The sequence below is a fragment of the Noviherbaspirillum sp. L7-7A genome (genome assembly GCF_019052805.1).
Classification (GTDB): Bacteria; Pseudomonadota; Gammaproteobacteria; order Burkholderiales; family Burkholderiaceae_D; genus Noviherbaspirillum_A.
The window spans coordinates 2,766,481-2,786,134 of sequence record NZ_JAHQRJ010000001.1 but is presented as its reverse complement, the minus strand read 5'-3'; the positions used below and the strand labels follow the sequence as shown (position 1 = coordinate 2,786,134).

The 19,654-nt window shown below is 62.9% G+C and carries 19 protein-coding genes and 1 tRNA gene; 8 read left to right on the top strand and 12 right to left on the bottom strand.

Translation table 11 applies throughout. The features are described from left to right. Window positions 1–120 precede the first annotated feature (120 nt). From KTQ42_RS12705 to KTQ42_RS12685, 5 genes are all read left to right on the top strand, one after another. Window positions 121–660, top strand: a complete 540-nt coding sequence (locus tag KTQ42_RS12705; protein ID WP_249222742.1) for a response regulator — start codon at window positions 121–123, stop codon at window positions 658–660. A gap of 23 nt (window positions 661–683) precedes the next feature. Continuing rightward, window positions 684–2,081 (top strand): ATP-binding protein, encoded by a 1,398-nt coding sequence (locus KTQ42_RS12700; RefSeq protein ID WP_217345825.1) that lies wholly within the window; start codon window positions 684–686, stop codon window positions 2,079–2,081. A gap of 86 nt (window positions 2,082–2,167) precedes the next feature. After that, window positions 2,168–2,548, top strand: a complete 381-nt coding sequence (locus KTQ42_RS12695) for a response regulator (protein WP_217345824.1) — start codon at window positions 2,168–2,170, stop codon at window positions 2,546–2,548. Next, window positions 2,545–3,279, top strand: coding sequence for an ATP-binding protein (locus KTQ42_RS12690; protein WP_217345823.1), 735 nt, complete (start codon window positions 2,545–2,547; stop codon window positions 3,277–3,279). Before KTQ42_RS12695 ends, KTQ42_RS12690 begins: the two co-directional genes overlap by 4 nt. A 24-nt stretch (window positions 3,280–3,303) precedes the next feature. Then, window positions 3,304–4,251 (top strand): LysR family transcriptional regulator, encoded by a 948-nt coding sequence (locus KTQ42_RS12685; protein WP_217345822.1) that lies wholly within the window; start codon window positions 3,304–3,306, stop codon window positions 4,249–4,251. Here the strand turns inward: KTQ42_RS12685 and KTQ42_RS12680 are convergent, their stop codons facing one another. Continuing rightward, window positions 4,252–4,710: a hypothetical protein gene (locus tag KTQ42_RS12680; RefSeq protein ID WP_217345821.1), complete on the bottom strand. Its 459-nt coding sequence runs from the start codon at window positions 4,708–4,710 to the stop codon at window positions 4,252–4,254. 144 nt (window positions 4,711–4,854) lie between these two features. Here KTQ42_RS12680 and KTQ42_RS12675 point away from each other — a divergent pair, with 144 nt between their 5' ends. Continuing rightward, the gene (locus KTQ42_RS12675) at window positions 4,855–5,034 is read left to right on the top strand and encodes a hypothetical protein (RefSeq protein WP_217345820.1); all 180 of its coding nucleotides are present in this window, start codon (window positions 4,855–4,857) and stop codon (window positions 5,032–5,034) included. A gap of 25 nt (window positions 5,035–5,059) precedes the next feature. On the opposite strand, the gene KTQ42_RS12670 is transcribed toward KTQ42_RS12675, so the two are convergent. The 4 genes from KTQ42_RS12670 to ychF all read right to left on the bottom strand — a co-directional run bounded on the left by KTQ42_RS12670 (window position 5,060) and on the right by ychF (window position 10,549). After that, complete coding sequence (locus KTQ42_RS12670) at window positions 5,060–6,634, bottom strand: right-handed parallel beta-helix repeat-containing protein (RefSeq protein ID WP_217345819.1); 1,575 nt, start codon at window positions 6,632–6,634, stop codon at window positions 5,060–5,062. A gap of 233 nt (window positions 6,635–6,867) precedes the next feature. After that, the gene (locus KTQ42_RS12665) at window positions 6,868–8,757 is read right to left on the bottom strand and encodes a hypothetical protein (protein ID WP_217345818.1); all 1,890 of its coding nucleotides are present in this window, start codon (window positions 8,755–8,757) and stop codon (window positions 6,868–6,870) included. 436 nt (window positions 8,758–9,193) lie between these two features. Next, window positions 9,194–9,439, bottom strand: a complete 246-nt coding sequence (locus KTQ42_RS12660; RefSeq protein WP_217345817.1) for a hypothetical protein — start codon at window positions 9,437–9,439, stop codon at window positions 9,194–9,196. 18 nt (window positions 9,440–9,457) lie between these two features. Beyond that, a complete protein-coding gene (gene ychF, locus KTQ42_RS12655; RefSeq protein WP_217345816.1) occupies window positions 9,458–10,549 on the bottom strand; it encodes a redox-regulated ATPase YchF in 1,092 nt (363 codons plus the stop codon). Window positions 10,550–10,834: 285 nt separating this feature from the next. On the opposite strand from ychF, the gene KTQ42_RS24265 reads away from it, so the two are divergent. Continuing rightward, on the top strand, window positions 10,835–12,535 hold the full coding sequence (locus KTQ42_RS24265; RefSeq protein WP_217345815.1) for a methyl-accepting chemotaxis protein: 1,701 nt from the start codon (window positions 10,835–10,837) through the stop codon (window positions 12,533–12,535). 54 nt (window positions 12,536–12,589) lie between these two features. On the opposite strand, the gene pth is transcribed toward KTQ42_RS24265, so the two are convergent. From pth to KTQ42_RS12615, 7 genes are all read right to left on the bottom strand, one after another. After that, window positions 12,590–13,174, bottom strand: coding sequence for an aminoacyl-tRNA hydrolase (gene pth, locus KTQ42_RS12645; RefSeq protein ID WP_217345814.1), 585 nt, complete (start codon window positions 13,172–13,174; stop codon window positions 12,590–12,592). 150 nt (window positions 13,175–13,324) lie between these two features. Then, window positions 13,325–13,939: a 50S ribosomal protein L25/general stress protein Ctc gene (locus KTQ42_RS12640; RefSeq protein WP_217345813.1), complete on the bottom strand. Its 615-nt coding sequence runs from the start codon at window positions 13,937–13,939 to the stop codon at window positions 13,325–13,327. 115 nt (window positions 13,940–14,054) lie between these two features. Continuing rightward, window positions 14,055–15,005, bottom strand: a complete 951-nt coding sequence (locus tag KTQ42_RS12635; protein WP_217345812.1) for a ribose-phosphate pyrophosphokinase — start codon at window positions 15,003–15,005, stop codon at window positions 14,055–14,057. A gap of 98 nt (window positions 15,006–15,103) precedes the next feature. After that, window positions 15,104–15,180: transfer RNA gene (locus KTQ42_RS12630), tRNA-Gln, on the bottom strand. Between the two features lie 71 nt (window positions 15,181–15,251). Then, complete coding sequence (ispE, locus tag KTQ42_RS12625; protein WP_217345811.1) at window positions 15,252–16,112, bottom strand: 4-(cytidine 5'-diphospho)-2-C-methyl-D-erythritol kinase; 861 nt, start codon at window positions 16,110–16,112, stop codon at window positions 15,252–15,254. A 9-nt stretch (window positions 16,113–16,121) separates the two neighbouring features. Continuing rightward, on the bottom strand, window positions 16,122–16,733 hold the full coding sequence (gene lolB / locus KTQ42_RS12620) for a lipoprotein insertase outer membrane protein LolB (protein WP_217345810.1): 612 nt from the start codon (window positions 16,731–16,733) through the stop codon (window positions 16,122–16,124). A gap of 66 nt (window positions 16,734–16,799) precedes the next feature. Beyond that, the gene (locus KTQ42_RS12615; RefSeq protein ID WP_249222741.1) at window positions 16,800–18,620 is read right to left on the bottom strand and encodes a tetratricopeptide repeat protein; all 1,821 of its coding nucleotides are present in this window, start codon (window positions 18,618–18,620) and stop codon (window positions 16,800–16,802) included. Between the two features lie 204 nt (window positions 18,621–18,824). On the opposite strand from KTQ42_RS12615, the gene mutM reads away from it, so the two are divergent. After that, the gene (gene mutM, locus KTQ42_RS12610; protein WP_217345809.1) at window positions 18,825–19,646 is read left to right on the top strand and encodes a bifunctional DNA-formamidopyrimidine glycosylase/DNA-(apurinic or apyrimidinic site) lyase; all 822 of its coding nucleotides are present in this window, start codon (window positions 18,825–18,827) and stop codon (window positions 19,644–19,646) included. Window positions 19,647–19,654: the final 8 nt, after the last annotated feature.

Genomic DNA, 19,654 nt, shown 5'->3' with positions numbered 1-19,654 from the left:
GGTAAGCAAGGCCTTTACGGCAGGCTAGCTCGTCCGGGAGTGCGACCTGCTCAATACAGGTAATAGGCAATCGGTAAATAATGTTATAAATATTCAACTTGAATGCGCGGAGGATATGCGATGAATTACCGCGCAACTGACTCAATCAAATCTGGACACAAGAACGGGATGAGACTTCTCGACCATGAACACACAACGAGAGCGCTTCAACGCGACGCAGGCCGGCACATGATGCCCGTCCAGCGCGATGCATCGTTGCTTGAACAGAAGCAGGAAGCGTTGCAGGTGATGCTGGTCGAGGACTCGCACATCATCAGCGATCTCATCAGTGAAAACCTGGCGCGCATTCCCAAGCTCAGACTGCTGGGGATCGCGGAAACTGAAACCGAGGCCCTGTCCATGCTGCAGGCGCAGCCATGCGACGTGCTGATCCTGGATATCCAGCTACGCCAGGGCAATGGCATCAATCTGCTGCGCGTTCTTTCGGCGGATCCGGCTTACGCGAAAACCCTCAAGATCGTGTTGAGCAACCATGTCAGCGGCACCTATCGCCGCATCTGCGAACAGTATGGCGTGCAGTTTTTCTTCGACAAGACCAGCGAATTTCCACAGCTGCAGATGCTGCTGTCGCGCCTGTCGCAGACCGGCATCGATAGTTGAGATGAGAGGCGCATGCTTCCGTGGTGACTGATCAATCCGCTCGCGACAGGAAGGGCGCCGGCTTGTCCGGCCAGATGTCGGGAATGGAAGGCGAGCACCGTCCCGGCGCCCGCATGCCGCGCCGCGCCTTGCCCGTGGCCTTGCTGGCCATGGCTGGCGTCAACTGGCTGCTTTATCAGGGCGCGCTTCGCAGCCTGTATTCCCTGCCCATGCTGGTGATCCTGCTGACGCTGGCCAACTGCGCCATCGTTCTCCTGGTTTTCTGGCACGCCGCCCGCCTTGCCGACCGCGCGCATGAGAACCTTCGCCACGCAAGCAACGGCCTGTCGGAAACCATGTCCCTTCTGGCAGCTGTCAGCGACAGCACCGCCGACCCCATCTTCGTCAGAAACCGTGATGGCCTGCTGGTCTTTGCCAACCCGGCGGGCCTGCGCATGCTGGGCAAGAGCCATGAACAGGCGCTGCATCAGCCGCTGGGCGCCTTGCTGGCGGGCGCCGGCGGCCTGGGCCATGAAGCGCTGGATGACATGCGTGTGCTGCAGGAAAGGGTCTCGCTCACGGTGGAGCATAGTGTGGGGCCGCCGGAGTCGAGGCGCACCCTTGCGACAACCATGTCGCCGTGGCTGGGTCAGGAGGGCGAGACGCTTGGCGCGGTCTGCATCAGCACCGACATCAGTGCCCGCAAGGAGGCCGAAGATACGCTGCGTGCCCGCGAGTCGCGCCTGGAAGAGATCATTGCGCGGCGCACGGCCACGCTGCGCCGCCTTGCCGACCATCTTGAAACGGTGCGCGAGGAAGAAAAGCGCGCCATCGCGCGCGAGCTGCATGACGACATGGGCGCATCGCTGACATCGTTGTCCATGCATATGGAAGGCGCTTATCCGCTGCTTCCCAGCGACACCCAATGGACCGAGCGCAAGGCCAAGATCCAGAACCTGCTGCGCTCGCTGGTCACGACGACGCGGCGCATGCAGACCGAATTGCGGCCCACCATGCTGGACCTGTTCGGCATCAAGGCCGCGATCCATGAGCTGATCGATGACTTCAGGCAGCGCGGCAACATCGAGTATGACCTCAGCCTGCCGGACGAGGACATCACCATCGGCCACAAGCTGGAAATTACCGTCTACCGCATGCTGCAGGAAATACTCAACAATGTGGTCAAGCATGCGCAGGCCACCCACGTGGACATCATTCTGGATGTCGACGAGGACCGCGTGGCCCTGACCGTGCGCGACAATGGCATCGGCCTGTCGCCGGAAAGCCGCGACCGTCCCAACGCCTATGGCTTGCGCGGCCTTCAGGAACGCGCCGCTTTTCTCGGCGGCACCGTCTCCTTCTCCCAGGGCCGCAATGGCGGCACCGTGGTGTCAGTGCAGTTGCCATTGACAAACAATCAGGTCGATCCGGTAAGCCTATAATGTCTGGCGTTCGCCGCGTGTGACGGCGTATCCCTTACCGACGTTCAGGAGCTGAAATCAATACCCGTGCCAACAACGAGCCCGCAATGCGCATTCTGCTGGTCGACGACAATGACGACGCCAGCGCGTCGATGTCGGACCTGCTGAGCCTGTACGGCCACCAGGTTCGTACCGCTGCCAACGGTACGTCGGCGCTGGACATCGCTGAGCAGTTCCAGCCCCAGCTGGTGCTGTCCGATATCGGGCTGCCCGGCATGGATGGCTATGCGCTCGCGCCCGCGCTGCGCCGGCTTGCGGGCGACAGGCGCATGGTGATGGCGGCCGTGACAGGCTATGGCCAGTCCAGCGATCGCGAACGCGCCATGCGCGCCGGCTTTGATCATCATCTGGTCAAGCCGCTGGCCGCCGAAGCGCTGCTCAGGTTTATCGACGAGCAGCGCCTCTCCCTGTGCGGCGAAATGTCATGACTTCATCCGACAGGCCTGAAACGCCCGATACGGAGAATGCCCGCCTGCGGACGATGCTTGCCCATGCCGAGGAAGTGAACGAAATCGAAAAGCTGCAACTGGCACGCACGCTGCATAATGAGTTCGGCTCGGCCCTGACGGCCCTGGCAATGCGCATGGCGCTGCTGGCGCGCCAGCCCGCCGATGCGCCCGGCGCCGCCGAGCAATGGGCAAAGGCCAATGCCATACTGGCCGCGCTGACCCGGACCGCGCGCCAGGTGCAGAGCGATCTGCGGCCGGGCGCGCTGGATGTGGTCGGGCTGAAAATGGCGCTGGAAGAATACCTTGTCGATTTTGGCGAGCGTCATGGAATCTCAGTGACGCTTGCACTGCCTGATGACGAGCCCGCGCTCGGGCCGGCCCTGGCGGTCGCGCTGTTTCGCATGTTTCAGGAATTGCTCAGGAACGTGCGCCTGCATGCCAATGCCAGCCAGGTGCAGGCAAGCCTCGCAGTGGATTCCCAGGCAGGCACCGTCACCCTGAGCGTGGCCGACAATGGCGTCGGCTTCGATACGGCTGCCTGTGACCTCCAGCGCAGCCATGGCCTGCGCCGCATCACCGAGCGCGCCGCCTTTCTTGGCGGCGCGATGCAGCTCGACAGCGCCGCCGGGCAGGGCACCCGCGTTCTGATCATCCTTGCGCCTGCAAACCCGCCGCCTGACCACGGAATCGATGAATCATCAAATCGCTGAACAACCGAATCACTCAACTCCGCCATGAGCTTTCGCACCTTCGACCTGAATCTGCTGCGCATCTTCGACGCCGTGATGACGGAGCAAAACCTGACCCGGGCCGCCGAGCGCCTGGCCACGACCCAGCCAGCCGTGTCGAACGCCCTGAAGCGCCTGCGCGAAACGCTGGACGATGAACTGCTGGTGCGCACCGCGCATGGCATGAAGCCGACCGCCCGCGCCGAGGAACTGTGGCCCGCGGTGCGCAGCGCGCTGTCATCGCTGGAAGCGGCGATCGCGCCGGAAAACTTCGATGTCTCGGAAACGCATGCCACCTTCCGCCTGGCGATGGCGGATTCCACCGCCTCGCTGCTGCTGCCACGGCTGATGCGGGCCATCAAGGAAGAGGCGCCCGGCGTGGACATCCGGATGCTGCCCCTCACCACGCGCGACCCGCGCGCCATGCTGCTGCAAAGCGATATCGACATGGCGATCGGGAATTTTCCGGGCGTGGTGGCGCAGTTGAGCGGCGGCCAGAGTTCGGTGTCGGCCATCCGCCATCAGCGCCTGTACAGCAGCGAGTCGGTTTGCATCATGCGCAAGGACCATCCGCTGGCCTCGGGCGAACTGACGATCGACAGCTATTGCGCAGCCCATCATGCCCTGGTGAGCTTTTCAGGCCGCGCGCACGGGCCGGCCGATGAGGCGCTGGCCGCGATGGGACGGCAGCGCCGCATCGCGCTAACGGTCAACCAGTTCTACACCGTGGGCCGGGTGGTTGCCGGCACCGACCTGATCTCGGTAGTGCCGCGCCATCTGGTGGCGTCGACCGGCGTGATCGAGTCTCTGGTGGCCAAGGAGCTGCCGTTTGCGCTGCCCATCGTGCATGTGGACATGCTGTGGCATGAGCGCGATACCCGCAACCCTTCACACAAGTGGATGCGCAACCACTTCGCCAGCATCAATTACGGCCTCAACGAGCAGCACGCCTGATCACGCCTTATCGGGAGCCGTATCGCTTTCGGGCGGCGTGCTGGCGGCGTCATTGCGCCCGGTGCCGGGCTCGCCTGAATCACCGGCCTGCGTGGCCTCGGCGGGCCGGGCTGCGGCCTTGCGCGCGGTTCGGGCCTTGGGTACGTCGTCGGTATGCCGCACCACGGCCTTGAGTCGCTGCAGCCGCGCATATTCCTCCGGATCGGTCTTGGCCAGCCGCTTTTCCCGCCAGCCGTAGTACACCATCATCCCCAGCGTCGCAGCCACGCCGATGGCGAGCTTGCCCTTGTGCTCGGACAGCAGCGTCATCGCATCGTCGGCCAGGCTGGTTTCGCCGGGCACGGCAGTGCTGTCGGCCTCCGGCGTCGCGGAAGCCGTTACGCTGGCTGCGTCGGCTGGCTCAACCTCCGGGACAGGTGGAATGTCTTGTTCCGGCTGGTTGTCGGGAATGCTTGTCATGGTCTGCCCTTGTCTGGTTGGTGCCTGAGGTAATGCCAATTAGGTATCAAAGCAGTCAAGTGGTTCACCATGGGAACCAAAGCCGTGAAGCACTTCTCCAAATTTCCATCTGGATCAACGATCAATTCATGAACGGAGAGAGCCATGCCTACCGGAGACAAGTCCGCCTACACCGACAAGCAGAAGCGCCAGGCCGAGCATATTGCGGAAGGCTACGAGAAGAAGGGCGTGCCTGAAAAGGAAGCCGAGCGGCGCGCCTGGGCAACGGAGAACAAGCTGTCCGGCGGCGGCAGGAAGTCCGGCAGCGGCCGCAAGGGAAGCTGAGGTTGTTGATGACGGCCTGCGCGCCTCAGCGTCCGGTGGTCTGAAAAGCGCCCGGCAGCGTAGGCGCGCCGTTCAGGCGTCTGGTGCTGGCTGGATGGGCATATTCGGCGCGTGGCGTCAGGTCGATGCCGTTGGCCATGCCTGGCGGCTGGTAAGCGCGGGGCAGCGCATGGTCTTGCCTGACGCGGTAATCCATACGTTCGGGGGCATTGAAGGCGTCGCGGCCGACGCTGAAGTTGTTGCCGGATTCAATCCTGGCGCCGTCGGCTGCCTGCCGCTGCGCGACCTGCTTGCCGGCGAAGATGGTGGCATCGCGCTTCCCCTCGCCGACCAGCAGGTTGTTGACGGCCTTGATGGCTTGCAGTCCGGGCGCGGCGCGCAGGAACACGCCGTCCGCGGCGCGGTCGTCGACGATGGTGTTGTTGGCCAGGTAAAGCGCGTTCTTGGGCCAGCGATAGCCTTCCAGGCCCATTGCAACGATGGCCGGATTGGGCGACGTAGCACTCTGCTGGATCAGGTTGCCCACAACATAGGCCAGGCCGCCATTCGGAAACTCGAGCTCGTAGCTGGCTTCGCCGCCGGCTTCATCGGTCAGGCGGTTGTAGATGATGGTGTTATAGGCGGCGCGGCTCTTGAGCAAATGGCCGCCGACCGTGCGGTGGAAGTAGCTGCCGCTGACCCGCAGACGCGCAATGTTGCCGGCGTAAATCTGGTGGGCATAGCCTTCCACCGTGCCGTTATGGTCGAACTCGGAATTCTCGATCTCCAGTTCGGCCTTGCTGTTGCTGCTGGTGAGGATGCCGTTCTCGTTGTCCCTGAAGAGGCAGTTGCGCAGCACCAGCCTGCCCGCTTCGAAGCGGATGCCGGCGCCATTCTGCGCCGACGAGCGCGCGCCGATGAATTCGATATTCTCCACCTGGATATGGCCGCCGCGCACCACCCAGGTCGCCTTGTCCTCGGCGCTGGCGCCGCCGGCATCGAGCCGGGCGCGACCGCCGACGGCGCGTATGGTCAGCCGGTCCTGGGTAAAAATGGCGACATCGCGGCCATAGACGCCGGGGTCGATCAGGATGGTGTCGCCGTCCCTGGCCAGCCTGGCGGCCTCGGCAATGGTGCGTATCTTGCGGCCGGGGCCGACTTCCAGCGTCATCGGCCCGGGCGGGAAGGACTTGCGCAGCGCGGCGGAGGCGGCTTCCTCGGCGGTGGACAGGCTGCGCGGCTCCAGCCGGCCGCCATCGCGCACCTCGTCGGGCGGGGTGTAGGGCTTGACGACCACGCCGCCTCGGCCATCGCCAATCAGGTCGCCCTTGAAAGAGGAATCGGGTGGCAGCGATGGCTCGGCGGCTGCGCTGGTGGCGTGCAGCGCGAGCAGGATGGGCGTGGCTGCCAGGCAGCGGGCGGCGCAGTGCATCAGCGCCCGGGTTGCATGCGGGCCGCGATGCCGGGCTTGCATTGATGCGTCGCTACGCGTGGTTGCATTTGCGCTGGTCGGGTGCAGCTTTGAGGTCTCGATGGTCATGGAAAGCCGAATCGCATGGGGCAGGAATACAGCAAGCCTGGCATTGGCAGGCATCGCTGCATGAATACGGATGATGTTCATGGTCATTGCCGCATATTTGCTGATTACGGCATGGACGTGTTGATCCGATTCCTCTTTTGTGCTGGAAGCCGGCTGTTGTCAGCCTGAACGTGTTGCCAGCTTCAATACCGAAGCGTCCGACGCTGAAGAAGAGGCACTGATTCAATCCTGGCTTGAGATCACTTTTGGCAGACGACATGAGAAAAAGAAACGGGCGCCCCTAGCGGACGCCCGTGTTCACAGCCTGGAAACGCTTACCTGATCTTGACGTTGATGCTGCCGCCGCCGAGGACAGTGCCTTCCAGGTTGCTTCCTGCAGCAGAGGAGTCAATCTGGTTGTCGTAATCGGTCACATCGGTATTGCTGCTGTCATCATGATGCCAGATCTTGATGCGGAACCGGTCCGGCGTGCCCTTGGCGATCAGGTCGCCATCCACGGCAGTGAGCATGAACTGGTAACTGCCTCTGCCATTGATGGTGCCAGTGCCCTTGTACTGCGCGCGCGCGCCGCCGACCACCAGCCAGTCGTAGTTGTTGCTGTAGAAGTTCAACCCGCCGGCCTGGAACCGGAATTCGGTTTCGCCAGTGGGCTTGTTGGCGCCCTTGAGGTACTTCGAGACGAAGCCAAAGGTCGCGCGGCCGGTCATTCGCTCATCCGCCTTGCAGGCGCCCTCTGGCGACATGATCCATCCGCCACCGGTCACGAAGCCGGCGGAGGGATCGTAGACGACGATCTGGCGGCTGACGCTGCTGCTCAAGCCGCCGCTGTCTGTCACAGTTACGGTGACGTTGTAAAGGCCGGCAGCTAAGAAGGTGGCGGAGCCGGTGACTGTGCCGGGAGCGGTGCCGGTTGCTTCAGTCACGACACCGGCGCTGGTGCCGTTGCCTTCCCAGGTCCAAAGCGCGGTGTGGACGTCGGCGGTATTGACATCGGAAAATGTCACGCTGACGTTGACCGGCATGCCAACTGCGATCGGATCATTTGCCGTGATCGCGCCCAGTGTCGCAGCGGCAGGCGCAGGCACAGCGGCAGCGGGCTTGAGCAGTACCCAGCCTGTATTGGCCCGTGCAAGAATATATCCGCTGTCGGAAATTGCTATTGCTTCAAAAAGCTCCACCCCGGGCGCATTTGCCAGACGGGTGTTCAAATCAGTTATCTGGCTGTCGCCAGGCGACTTGATGAAGGCGTGTTCAACAGCTTGGGCTATTCGTGACTTGCCTACTACCTGACCGCTGGAATTAATGGCGCGGGCGTCGGACTGACTATAGACATTTTCCAATGCCCCCAGGTCAGTCATGGTTGTGCCATCGAAGAGGAAGGCATGATAGGTAGTGCCGTACTGTGAGCTGCCTACTACCAGCCCGCTGGCATTGATCGCGACTGCACCGGACATGTTATTTGCATTTCCCAAGGCCCCCAAGTCAGTCATGGTCGTGCCGTCGGAGAGGAAGGCGTGATAGTTAGTGCCGTTATACGAGCTGCCTACTACCAGCCCGCTGGCATTGATGGCCGTAGCATTGGACGTATTATTTGCATTTCCTAAAGCGCCCAGGTCCGTCATAGTCGTGCCCTCAGAGCGAAAGGCGTGAACGCTATTGCCATTGCCGTACTGTGAGTTGCCTACCACCAGTCCGCTGGCATTGATGGCGACTGCACGGGACTGATTGTTTGTGCTTGCCAAGGCCCCCAAGTCCGTCATGGTCGTACCATTGGACCTGAAGGCGTGAACAATGTAACCATTGCCGTACCGCGAGTCGCCTATCACCATTCCGCTGTCGTTGATGGCGGTCGTATAGGAATTATTGTTTACACTTCCTAAGGCTCCCAAGTCTGTCATGGTAGTGCCGTCGGATCGGAATGCATGTGTAACGCCTTGAGAGTAATCTCCAATGCGCAAATCTCCTGCCATCGTTCCGTTGGCATTGATTCCCCATCCCCGGGAAGAACTGTTTGCAATTGCCAAAGTGTCCATGTTCTTTAATGTCCCGTTTTCATAACGGTATGCTCGAGCCATAGTCCAGTCCCCATTTTGGGTGATAGACCCTGCAACCTGCCCACGATCATTTAGAACTCCACCGTCTTCTTTTTCAATTTCAAAATCCGCCCCTAAGTTAGCGACTGTATAGCTGGCAGGAGTAACCATAGCGACTGCCGTTGTCGTGGCAGCAAGGGCAGCGGGGCTGCCTGGCGTATTAATGGAACTCGGTGAGTTGTCTTTGCCGTCTCCGCAAGCAGTAAGCAGGGCAATGAATGTACACGCTACCACCCTGCGAAAAGCTGCGGGTCTGTCCTTTGAATAAGTGCGCATGACTAATCCTTCATATGAGTTCTGGAAATGCCCGTATAAGCAGGAGCGTTAAAGTGATTGCCGATAGAGAGAACGATACGGATATCACGGCCATTGCAGTGATGCGGCCTTTATTCAGGCGAGTTTGTTCTCGCTTGTTCTTTTTGCGGCAACCCCTGCAAATACGCTAAGCCATCAACGGTGGCATTCCATACGCACCTCATCGCGTTAATAAAACTGCGATCGGATGTCGTGCCGTTCAGAAGCGGTTATCTAAATCTCTCAGCCGCCTTTATTCAGTAACGCGCATGGAAAGTAGTTGCAACGTGTAGCTGCGAATGTGGCCTGATCGCTGAGATTTCATCGGGAAGACGAGGGTATCGGCAGTTTTCAGCACACTGGATAGCACATCCGAATTTTGTAAACCGGCGTGGCTTGTGCGCAGCTTGTAATTGAACGAAAAAACAAAAAGCCCTGAGTCGTCAGGGCTTTTTGTTTTTTCAATGCAGTGAATGCAGCCGAGACTTATCGGCTGCATTCAGTATGCCTGCATGCATCAAACGTTGAACAGGAAATTCAGCACATCCCCATCCTTGACCACGTACTCCTTGCCCTCGGCGCGCATCTTGCCGGCTTCCTTGGCGCCCTGTTCGCCCTTGCAGGCGATGTAGTCGTCATAGGCGATGGTCTGGGCGCGGATGAAGCCGCGCTCAAAGTCGGTGTGGATCACGCCGGCCGCCTGCGGCGCGGTGTCGCCGATGTGGATGGTCCAGGCGCGCACTTCCTTGACGCCGGCGGTGAAGTAGGTCTGCAGGCCCAGCAGCTTGAAGGCGGCGCGGATCAGGCGGTTCAGGCCGGGCTCTTCCATGCCGAGGTCGGTCAGGAATTCCTGCTTGTCGGCGTCGTCGAGGTCGGCGATCTCGGACTCGATGGCGGCGCAGATGGCAACGATGGGCGCATTCTGCTTGGCGGCATATTCGGTCAACTGGTCCAGCAGCGGATTGTTGGTGAAGCCGTTCTCTGCCACGTTGGCGACATACATTGCCGGCTTGGCCGTGATCAGGTGGAGCGGGTAGATCAGCGCCATTTCCTCGGCGTCCAGGCCCAGCGCGCGCACCGGCCGGGCATTGTCCAGCTCGGGCATGATGCGTTCCAGTACCGCCACCAGCTTGGCCGCGTCCTTGTCGCCGGAACGGGCTTTCTTGTTTTCGCGGTGGATGGCTTTCTCCACCGTGCCCATGTCGGCCAGCGCCAGTTCGGTCTGGATGACTTCGATGTCGTCCAGCGGGCTGATGCGGCCGGCCACGTGGATCACGTTCTCGTCCTCGAAGCAGCGCACCACGTTGACGATGGCGTCGGTCTCGCGGATATGGGCCAGGAACTGGTTCCCCAGGCCTTCGCCCTTGGACGCGCCCGCCACCAGGCCGGCGATGTCGACGAACTCGACCGTGGCATGCAGCACGCGCTCTGGCTTGACGATGGCAGCCAGCGCATCAAGACGCGCATCCGGCACTTCCACCACGCCGACATTGGGCTCGATGGTGCAGAACGGATAGTTCTCGGCCGGGATGCCGGCCTTGGTCAGGGCATTGAAGAGGGTGGACTTGCCGACATTGGGCAGGCCAACGATGCCGCATTTGAGACTCATGGAATTCCTTTGTGATCGATGCGCAGGCGCCAGACGGGCATGGGCGATGGGTGCGGCGGCACGGCCGGGTCCGGCAGGACTGGTGCAACACGCCATGCCGCGAGCGCCGCTGTAAAAAGGGCTCAATTGTAACCCTGGCCGCTGCCGGCATCAAAAACTCTTGCCGTAGAACGACGGCCTTCGGCAACCAACTGTACCCGCGATCCTGACCAAGAATTCCTCAAGACGCATGCGGCGCCGGACGTTAATGGTCTTTTGCAAATTGTTTCTCATGGAAAGATCGACATGTCACTTAAATTGCGCCTGATTTCGGTGCTCGGACTGCTGTCCGTGCTGCTGGTGGCCATCGGCTTGCTGGGCCTGTTTGGCATGCGCAAGTCCAATGAAGGCCTGCGCACCGTCTATGAGGCCCGCACCGTGTCCCTGGACCGCATCACCAACATCGACCGCAACATCGTGCGCAGCCGCCTGGCGCTGGCCGATGCCTATGCCAACCCGGCGCCCGACAAGGTGCAGGCCGAGCTTGACCTGATCGCCCGTAACGACAATCTCATCGCCGACACCATGGCGCAGTACCAGGCCGGCCATCTCGACCCGGAGGAAAGCAGGCTGGCCGGCCAGTTCGTCGAGGCCCAGCGCCGGCTGTATGCGCAGGGCATGCGCCCGGCGATCGAGGCGCTGCGCGAGGGCCGGCTGGACGCAGTCCGGCAACTGGTGGCCGGCGAGATCGCCACGCTGGCGCCCACCGTGACCCAGTCGGTGGCTGCGCTGCGCAAGCTGCAGGTGGAGAATGCGCGCCGCGAATACGAGGAAGCCATGCAGCGTTTCGCCACGCTGCGCAACGTGATGATTGCGGCCATCCTGCTTGGCCTGGCGGCAGCAACGGTGGCCGGGGTGTTGCTGGTGCGCGCGGTGTACCGCCAGCTCGGCGGCGAGCCGGCCTATGCGGCGCGGGTGGTGGCCGCGATCGCCGCCGGCGACCTCGGCGTGATGGTCGCCACCCGTCCCGGCGACCAGGGCAGCTTGCTGCATGCAATGAAGGCCATGCAGCAGATGCTGGCCGGAACCGTCGGCAACATACGCCGGTCCAGCGACACGATTGCCACGGCATCCGGTGAAATCGCCAACGGCAACATGGACCTGTCGGCGCGCACCGAGCAGCAGGCGGGCTCGCTGGAGGAAACCGCATCGGCCATGGAGCAGCTTACCGCGACCGTGCGCCAGAACGCCGACAATGCGCAGCAGGCCAAGCAGCTCGCCACCGCCGCTTTCGGCGTCGCGGCGCAGGGCGGGCAGGTGGTGGGACAGGTGGTCGAAACCATGAGCGCGATCGACAGCGCGTCCAGGAAGATCGTGGACATCATCGGCGTGATCGACGGCATTGCGTTTCAGACCAATATCCTGGCGCTGAACGCGGCGGTGGAGGCGGCGCGCGCCGGCGAGCAGGGAAGGGGCTTTGCGGTGGTGGCGACCGAAGTGCGCAGCCTGGCGCAGCGGTCGGCGGCGGCGGCGCGCGAGATCAAGGGCCTGATCGACGACTCGGTGGAAAAGGTCGAGGCTGGCGGCAAGCTGGTGGCGCAGGCCGGCAGCACGATGGCGCAGGTGGTGGCCAGCGTGCAGCAGGTCGCCGGCATCGTGGCCGACATCAGCTCGGCCAGCAACGAGCAGAGCGCCGGCATTGGCAATGTGAACCAGGCCATTATCCAGATGGACCAGGTCACCCAGCAGAATGCGGCGCTGGTGGAACAGGCCGCCGCCGCTGCCGGCAGCCTGCAGGACCAGGCGCGCACGCTGGCGCAGGAAGTCAGCGTGTTCAAGCTGGAGGGCACGCAGCAGGCTGCGCCTGCATCAGTTGCATCGGTGGCATCCGGCGCGCCGGCTGCGGCACGAGGCCGGCTGCAGGTGCCGGCTGCGCCCAGGCGCGAGCCGGTCGGCGCTGCGCTGTCGCGACCCGCGTCGCGCGATGGCGACTGGGAGGAATCCTGAATCGTGCCTGTTGCGTTTGATGAGCGATGAATGAGCGGGCATGCGTGCCCGCTTTTATTTGGTGGTATGCAGCTTCAGCATCGCCGCTTCGAACTTGCCTTCGCACAGCGTAGGCACCACGTCCAGGCTGTGGGCAATGGCCTCGTCGATCAGCAACTGTTCCTCGCGCCTTGGACGATGCAGCACGAAGTCCACCACCGCCTGCTGCAGGTTGAGCTGGCGCGGGTGGCCGATGCCGATGCGCAGCCGCCAGTAATCCGGCGTGCCGAGCGCGGCGGTGATGTCCTTCAAGCCATTGTGCCCGCCGGACGAGCCGCCTTTCTTCAGCCTGGCCACGCCGGGCGCCAGGTCCAGTTCATCATGCACCACCAGCACTTCCTCCGCGGCGATCTTGTAGAAGCGCGCCAGCGCGCCGACCGACTGGCCGGAACGGTTCATGAAGGTCTGCGGCTCCAGCAGCCACACTTCCTGGCCGGCGATGCGGGTCCTGCCGGCCAGTGCCTGGAAGCGGGTCTCGCGGGATAGGCTGCAGCCTTCTGCCTGCGCCAGGTTGTCCACCAGCCAGAAGCCGGCATTGTGACGGGTTTGTTCATACTCGGCGCCGGGATTGCCGAGGCCAACGATGAGGCGGATGGGCATGGTGCTTGTGCTGGAAAGAGGGAAACCGGGATTATCCGGGAAGCATGGGATGCCGTCCAATCGACGGGACAGGAAGCGCAGGCGAAAAAAAACCCGCCGGGCGCGGCGGGTTTGCAGCATCGACGCCGGTTGCCCGGCATCGCCATTGCATTACTTCTTCTCTTCGCCTTCGCCAGCAGCGGCGGCTTCGCCAGCGGCTTCGACCTTGCCTGCCGGGATCGATGCGGTAGCGATGGTCGGGTCGTCACCGTGGACGATCGCGGTCACGCCAGCCGGCAGCGTCACGTTGGACAGGTGCAGCGAGGCGCCGACTTCCATGTTGGCCAGGTCGATCTCGATGAACTCGGGCAGGTCCTTCGGCAGGCAGCTCACGTCCAGCTCGGTCATCACATGGCTGATGATGCCGGCCGACAGCTTGACTGCAGGCGAGGTCTCGGCGTTGATGAAGTGCAGCGGCACCTTCACGTGGATCTTTTCCGAGGAGCTCACGCGCTGGAAGTCGGCATGCATCACCAGTTGCTTGTAAGCGTGAACCTGGAAGTCGCGCAGCAGGACCTGCTGCACCTTGCCGTCGATTTCCATGTCCAGGATGGACGAGTGGAAGGTTTCCTTCTTCAGCGCGTGGTACAGCGCATTGTGGTCGAGCGAAATGGCGACCGGTGCTTCGGAACCGCCGTAGATGATGCCAGGCGTCATGCCGGCATTGCGCAGGCGGCGGCTCGCTCCGGACCCCTGCTCAGTGCGTACAAAAGCGACTACTTTCATGATGAACTCCAATGTATGCGGGGGCTATGCCCCGCGTTGCGCAATCCCCGCGACCAGGGACTGCAAAAAAGAATGCGGCTTTGCGGCCGCATTCGGGATTCTGTATAGCGCAGGATCAGTCGATGAACAGCGACATCACCGAGTCGCCCTTGCTGATGCGCTTGAAGGTCTCGGCCAGCAGTTCGGCGCAGCTCAGCTGCCGGATCTTGCTGCAGGCGCGCGCGGCTTCGGACAGCGGAATGGTGTCGACCACCACCAGTTCGTCCAGCGGCGAGCTGGAAATGCGCTCGATCGCCGGGCCGGACAGCACCGGGTGGGTACAGTAGGCAATGACCTTCTTGGCGCCGCGTTCCTTCAGCACTTCGGCGGCCTTGGTCAGCGTGCCGGCGGTGTCGACCATGTCGTCCATGATCACGCAGTTGCGGCCTTCGACTTCTCCGATGATGTTCATCACTTCCGACACGTTCGCCTTCGGGCGACGCTTGTCGATGATGGCCAGGTCGCAGTTCAGGCGCTTGGCCAGCGCACGGGCGCGCACCACGCCGCCAACGTCCGGCGACACGACCAGCAGGTCGTCATAGTTCTTGGCGACCAGGTCGCCGAGCAGGATGGGGGACGCGTAGATGTTGTCGACCGGGATATCGAAGAAGCCCTGGATCTGGTCCGCATGCAGGTCCATGATCAGGACCCGCTCGACGCCGGCTTCCTGCAGCATGTTGGCAACCACCTTGGCCGAGATCGCAACGCGCGCCGAGCGCGGGCGGCGGTCCTGGCGGGCATAGCCGTAGTAGGGAATGGCGGCGGTGATGCGGCCGGCCGATGCGCGCTTGAGGGCATCGACCATCAGCATGATTTCCATCAGGTGATCGTTGGTTGGCGCGCAGGTCGACTGGAGTACGAACACATCCTTGCCGCGGACGTTTTCATTGATCTCGACGACGATCTCGCCGTCGGAGAATTTGGAGACAACAGCCTTGCCGAGAGGGATGCCCAAATGTTTGGCCACTCCCAACGCCAGCTCCGGATTAGCGTTGCCGGTAAAAACCATCAGGTTCTCGAGCGCCATGGGATCCCTAAATGCAGTCGTTAAAAGTTTAAAAAGCCGCAATGTGGTGGACGGGGCGTCTCAACATTGGCGGCTTGTCTTCTAGCTTCGATATTTAATGGCAGGGGAACAAGGATTCGAACCTTGGAATGCTGGAATCAAAATCCAGTGCCTTAACCGACTTGGCGATTCCCCTACACAACCTGCTGTTTGCCGCGGCATTGTCGCCGAACTGGGCGATGATTGCAACGTCAAACGAATTCTTTTCTAACGATCCAACAAGCTGGCTAACGGATGCTGTTTCACGCCCTTTGCCTTCCAGGCTTTCCATCGACCCGATGCTGCTTGCAGCACCCGATCCGCCTGGGCTTCGGACGTGCAGGGCATGAATACACATGCGCCCGATCCGGTCATCCTTGCTGCGCCGTAATTGCCCAGCCATGAAACGGCTTCTGCAACTTCGGGAAACAGCCGGACTGCCACTGCCTGCAAATCGTTTTTTCCGAAGGCGTTTTGAAGTGCCCTTGAAAAGTCCGCTATTCTGACGGGCTTCGAATCTCTTGTCAATTCCGGCGAGCAAAAAATTGTGGGTGTCGGTACAGCCACGCCTGGTTCGATCACCACGAACCAGCAATCCAGGCCATCGACCGGGGTCAACTGCTCGCCGACGCCCTCGGCGAACGCGTTGCGGCCGAACAGGAAAAACGGCACGTCGGCACCCAGTTGCAGTCCCAGCGCCATCAGTTCCTCGCGGCTCTTGCCCAGCCGCCAGAGGCGATTCAACGCCATCAGCGTGGTGGCCGCATCGGACGAGCCGCCGCCCAGGCCGCCGCCCATCGGCAGCCGCTTGTCGATGCGGATGTCGGCGCCGGGCAACGGCTGATTGGTCGCAGTGGCCTGGAGCAGGCGGGCGGCGCGCACCACCAGGTCGCTGTCTTCAGGCACGCCGGGCACGTCGTTGACGCGGCGGATGACGCCGTCGTCGCGCAGATCGAAGTGCAGCAGGTCGCCGCGGTCCAGCAACTGGAAAACCGTTTGCAGCAGATGGTAGCCATCGGCCCGCCTGCCGATGACATGCAGGAACAGGTTGAGCTTGGCCGGGGCCGGGCAGTCGTGGAGTGATCGCATGGCAGGCCCTCAGCGTGGCTGAAAACTGTCGATCACCAGCCGCAGCGCCACGTCGCCGGCCTGTTCGGTGCCGCGCGCAAGGTCGATGCGGCGCGGCCGCGCCGGGGCGCTGGCTTCCCAGGTCGTGAAACGCAGGCGCCAGCCATCGGCGCTGACGATCTCGCCGCCGTCATCCCGCGGTGCGAGGGCGATCCGTTTGCCGCCGGGCACGGTCACCATGCCCTGCAGCCAGTCGCGCAGGCCGGCCACCGGCAGGGGCCAGCCCAGCGCCTGGCTGGCCAGGGCGTCGGCATCGGCGGCCGACAACGGCGCCTGCCCGGCCTGGGTCAGCGTGGCGCCGGCCGGCGTCACCATGATCTGCGCCAGGGTCTGGCCCAGCGGCGACAGCAGGGTCAGTTGCGTATTGTCCGGGCGCTGTTTCCATTCGAAGCTGCCATGCAGCGCTTCATCACGCCCATTGAGCTGATAGCGCACCGACATGCGGCCATTGATATCGACCGATTGTTGATAGGCGCGCGTGACGCCGGACTCCGGCAGGGCTGGTGTGGCGGGCGGAACGCCGGCGCAGGCGGCGAGAAAGACAGGCAACGCCAGCAGGGCGGCGCGGTAGGGAAAGGTCATCGGTAAAGGGAAGCGAGGAAATGAGGCGGCGCCGCATTGCGCGGCGCACGCGCGAAGAGCCTGGGCCTACAGCCGCACGCGCAGCCGGCCCAGCGTGTTTTTCAGGGTGTCGTTCTTTGGGTCCTTCAAGCTGGCTTCGCGCCACAGCTTGCGGGCGTCGTCGCGCTGGCCGAGCGCCCACAGCACTTCGCCCAGATGGACGGCGATTTCCGGGTCCGGCCGCAGGCTGTAGGCGCGCCGCAGCAGTTCCTCGGCTTCCTTCAGGCGGCCCAGCCGGAACTGCACCCAGCCCATGCTATCCATGATGAACGGGTCTTCCGGCGCCAGGTCGAGCGCTCTGGAAATGAGCTGGTAGGCTTCCTCCAGCCGGATGTTGCGTTCGGCCAGCGAATAGCCGAGCGCATTGTAGGCATTCTGGTTCCTGGGCGCGATCGCGATGATCTTGCGCAGCGAGGTTTCCATCACATCAAGCCGGTTCAGCTTTTCAGCCAGCATCGCATGGTCGTAGAGCAGGTCGGTGTTGTCCGGATAGCGTTTCAATGCCTCTTCCAGCACCGCCAGGCCTTCCTCGCCGCGCTCGGCCGTGCGCAGCATCTGCGCTTCCGCCACGATGAGTTGCAATTCCTCTTCCTGGCCGCTCGCCCTGGTGTCATGCAGCACCTTGCGCGCGCTGTCGAGATCGCCATTCCTGCCTACCAGCTGGGCGCGCTTGATCTGCGCGCTGACATAGGCCTGGGGCGTGCCTTCCGGCACCTGGTCCAGCCATTTAAGCGCGGCGGGGATATCGTTGCGCTGCTCGGCAATCTGCGCCAGGATCAGCAGCGCCTGCGTGGGGTCGCGCTCGTCGTCGGGCTTGGCGCTCAGCTCCTCCAGATAGGTTGAAAGATATTTCTCCGCGCCCTGCAGGTCGTTGCGCTGCGCGCTCAGCAGGCCGAGGGCGTACAGTACGGTCAGATCCCTGGGCTGCTCCTTGAGCAGCACATTGAACTCGGCACGGGCCGCATCGTACTGCTTCTGCTCGACCAGGAAACGGGCATAGGCCAGCCGCACATCGCGTGATTTGGGATTGGCTTTCAGATAGTCCGCCAGCGACTTCAGCGCGGCGTCCTTGTCCGGCAGCACCTGCGCCAGGGTCAGCGCGGCCAGGTCGGAGGATGGGGAAATCGCCAGCGCTTCCCGCGCTTCGGCGGCAGCGCGCGGCGCGTCGCCGGCGGCATGCGCAGCCTGCGCCAGGGCCAGGTGCATTTCAGGCAGCGCCCTGTAGTCGGCCAGCACGTCTTCCAGCAGACGGAATGCGGCGGCCTTGTCGCGCGCCCTCGACAGCAGCCGCTGCGTTTGCAGGATGGTGGCGCCCAGCGTCGGCTTGCTGGCGGCCTTCAGGCGCTGCTCCAGGATGGGGCGGGCTTCCTCGAGGTTGTCGCCGATCAGGGTGAAGCTCAGGTAGAACTGGGCGGCTTCTTCCGATTCCGGTGAAATCTCGCGCCACAGCCGCACCGCGGCCAGCGCTTCATCGGTTTCCTTGGCATTGATGGCGATCTCCGCCGCACGCCGGGCCAGGCGCGGATCGCGCGACAGTTGCGCAATCTGCAGCATGTTGACGAAGGCATATTCCCAGTCGCCGCGCTGGTCGGCGATTTCCGCGCTCAGGTAGCGGAACAGCACTTCCTCGCTCAGTTCCGCCGCCGGCAGGCGCTCGCCCGGCGAGGCCGTGGTGCTGGCGCTGCGCAGGCGGGGCCGGCGTGGTGCGGAGGTGGCAGCTTGCTGCTCCGGCGCCTTCTGCGCGAGTGTTCCGGCGGAAGAGGCTGACTCGGAAGGTGCCCGCTCAGGCAGTCCCGCACAGGCGGACAGGGCCGCGCAGAAAAGGGCAATGGCTGGAAGGTTTTTCAAGAGCTTATCCTGGCTGATAGGCAAATTTCGATTCTACGCCCAACATGCTACGCGCGTGCGGCGTGCGCCCACGCGGATGCGGCGTGGTCAAATCGGGTCCGGGTTGCCATTGTAGCCACAAGACGAGCCGCGCAAAAATAAGCGGCGAAATTGCGAAATTCATCCCCAACTATCGGGCTCGTTCAAATTTCCAAGCACGTTCCCATGCCTGAACTACCTGAAGTGGAAGTGACGCGGCGCGGCATTGCGCCGCATATCGAGGGCCGCACGGTGCGCGGCGTTACACTGCGCCATACCGGCCTGCGCTGGCCGTTTCCGATCGACCTCGAACAGCGCCTGCTCAACCGCACCGTGCGCGCAACCAGCCGGCGCGGCAAATACCTGCTGATCGCTTTCGACCATGGCACCCTGATCATCCACCTTGGCATGTCCGGCCATCTGCGGATACTGCCGCTGGCGACGCCGCCGCAGAAGCACGATCACTTCGACCTGATGCTGGAAGACCAGGTGATGCGCCTGACCGACCCGCGCCGCTTCGGCGCCGTGCTGTGGCATCCGCACGAGGAGGGCAGCGTCGACAACCATCTGCTGCTGCGCGGTCTGGGCGTGGAGCCGCTGGAAACCCTCTTTTCCGGGCAAACGCTGTACAAGGCCACCCGCAACCGCAGCGCACCGATCAAGCAGGTGTTGCTTGCCGGAGACATCGTGGTCGGCGTCGGTAATATTTATGCGTCGGAAAGCCTGTTCGAGGCCGGCATCAATCCGAAAACGCCGGCGCACCGGATCAGCCTCGCCCGCTACGAGAAGCTGGCGCAGGCAATACGCCGAGTTCTGGCCGCTTCCATAGAGCGGGGCGGCAGCACGCTGCGCGATTTCGTCGGCGCCGATGGCCAGTCGGGCTATTTCCAGCAGAGCTATTTCGTCTATGATCGCGGCGGCGAGCCATGCCGGCAGTGCGGCAGCGCGGTGCGCCAGATCCGCCAGGGTCAGCGTTCCACCTTTTACTGTGTAAATTGTCAAAAATGACGCCCGAT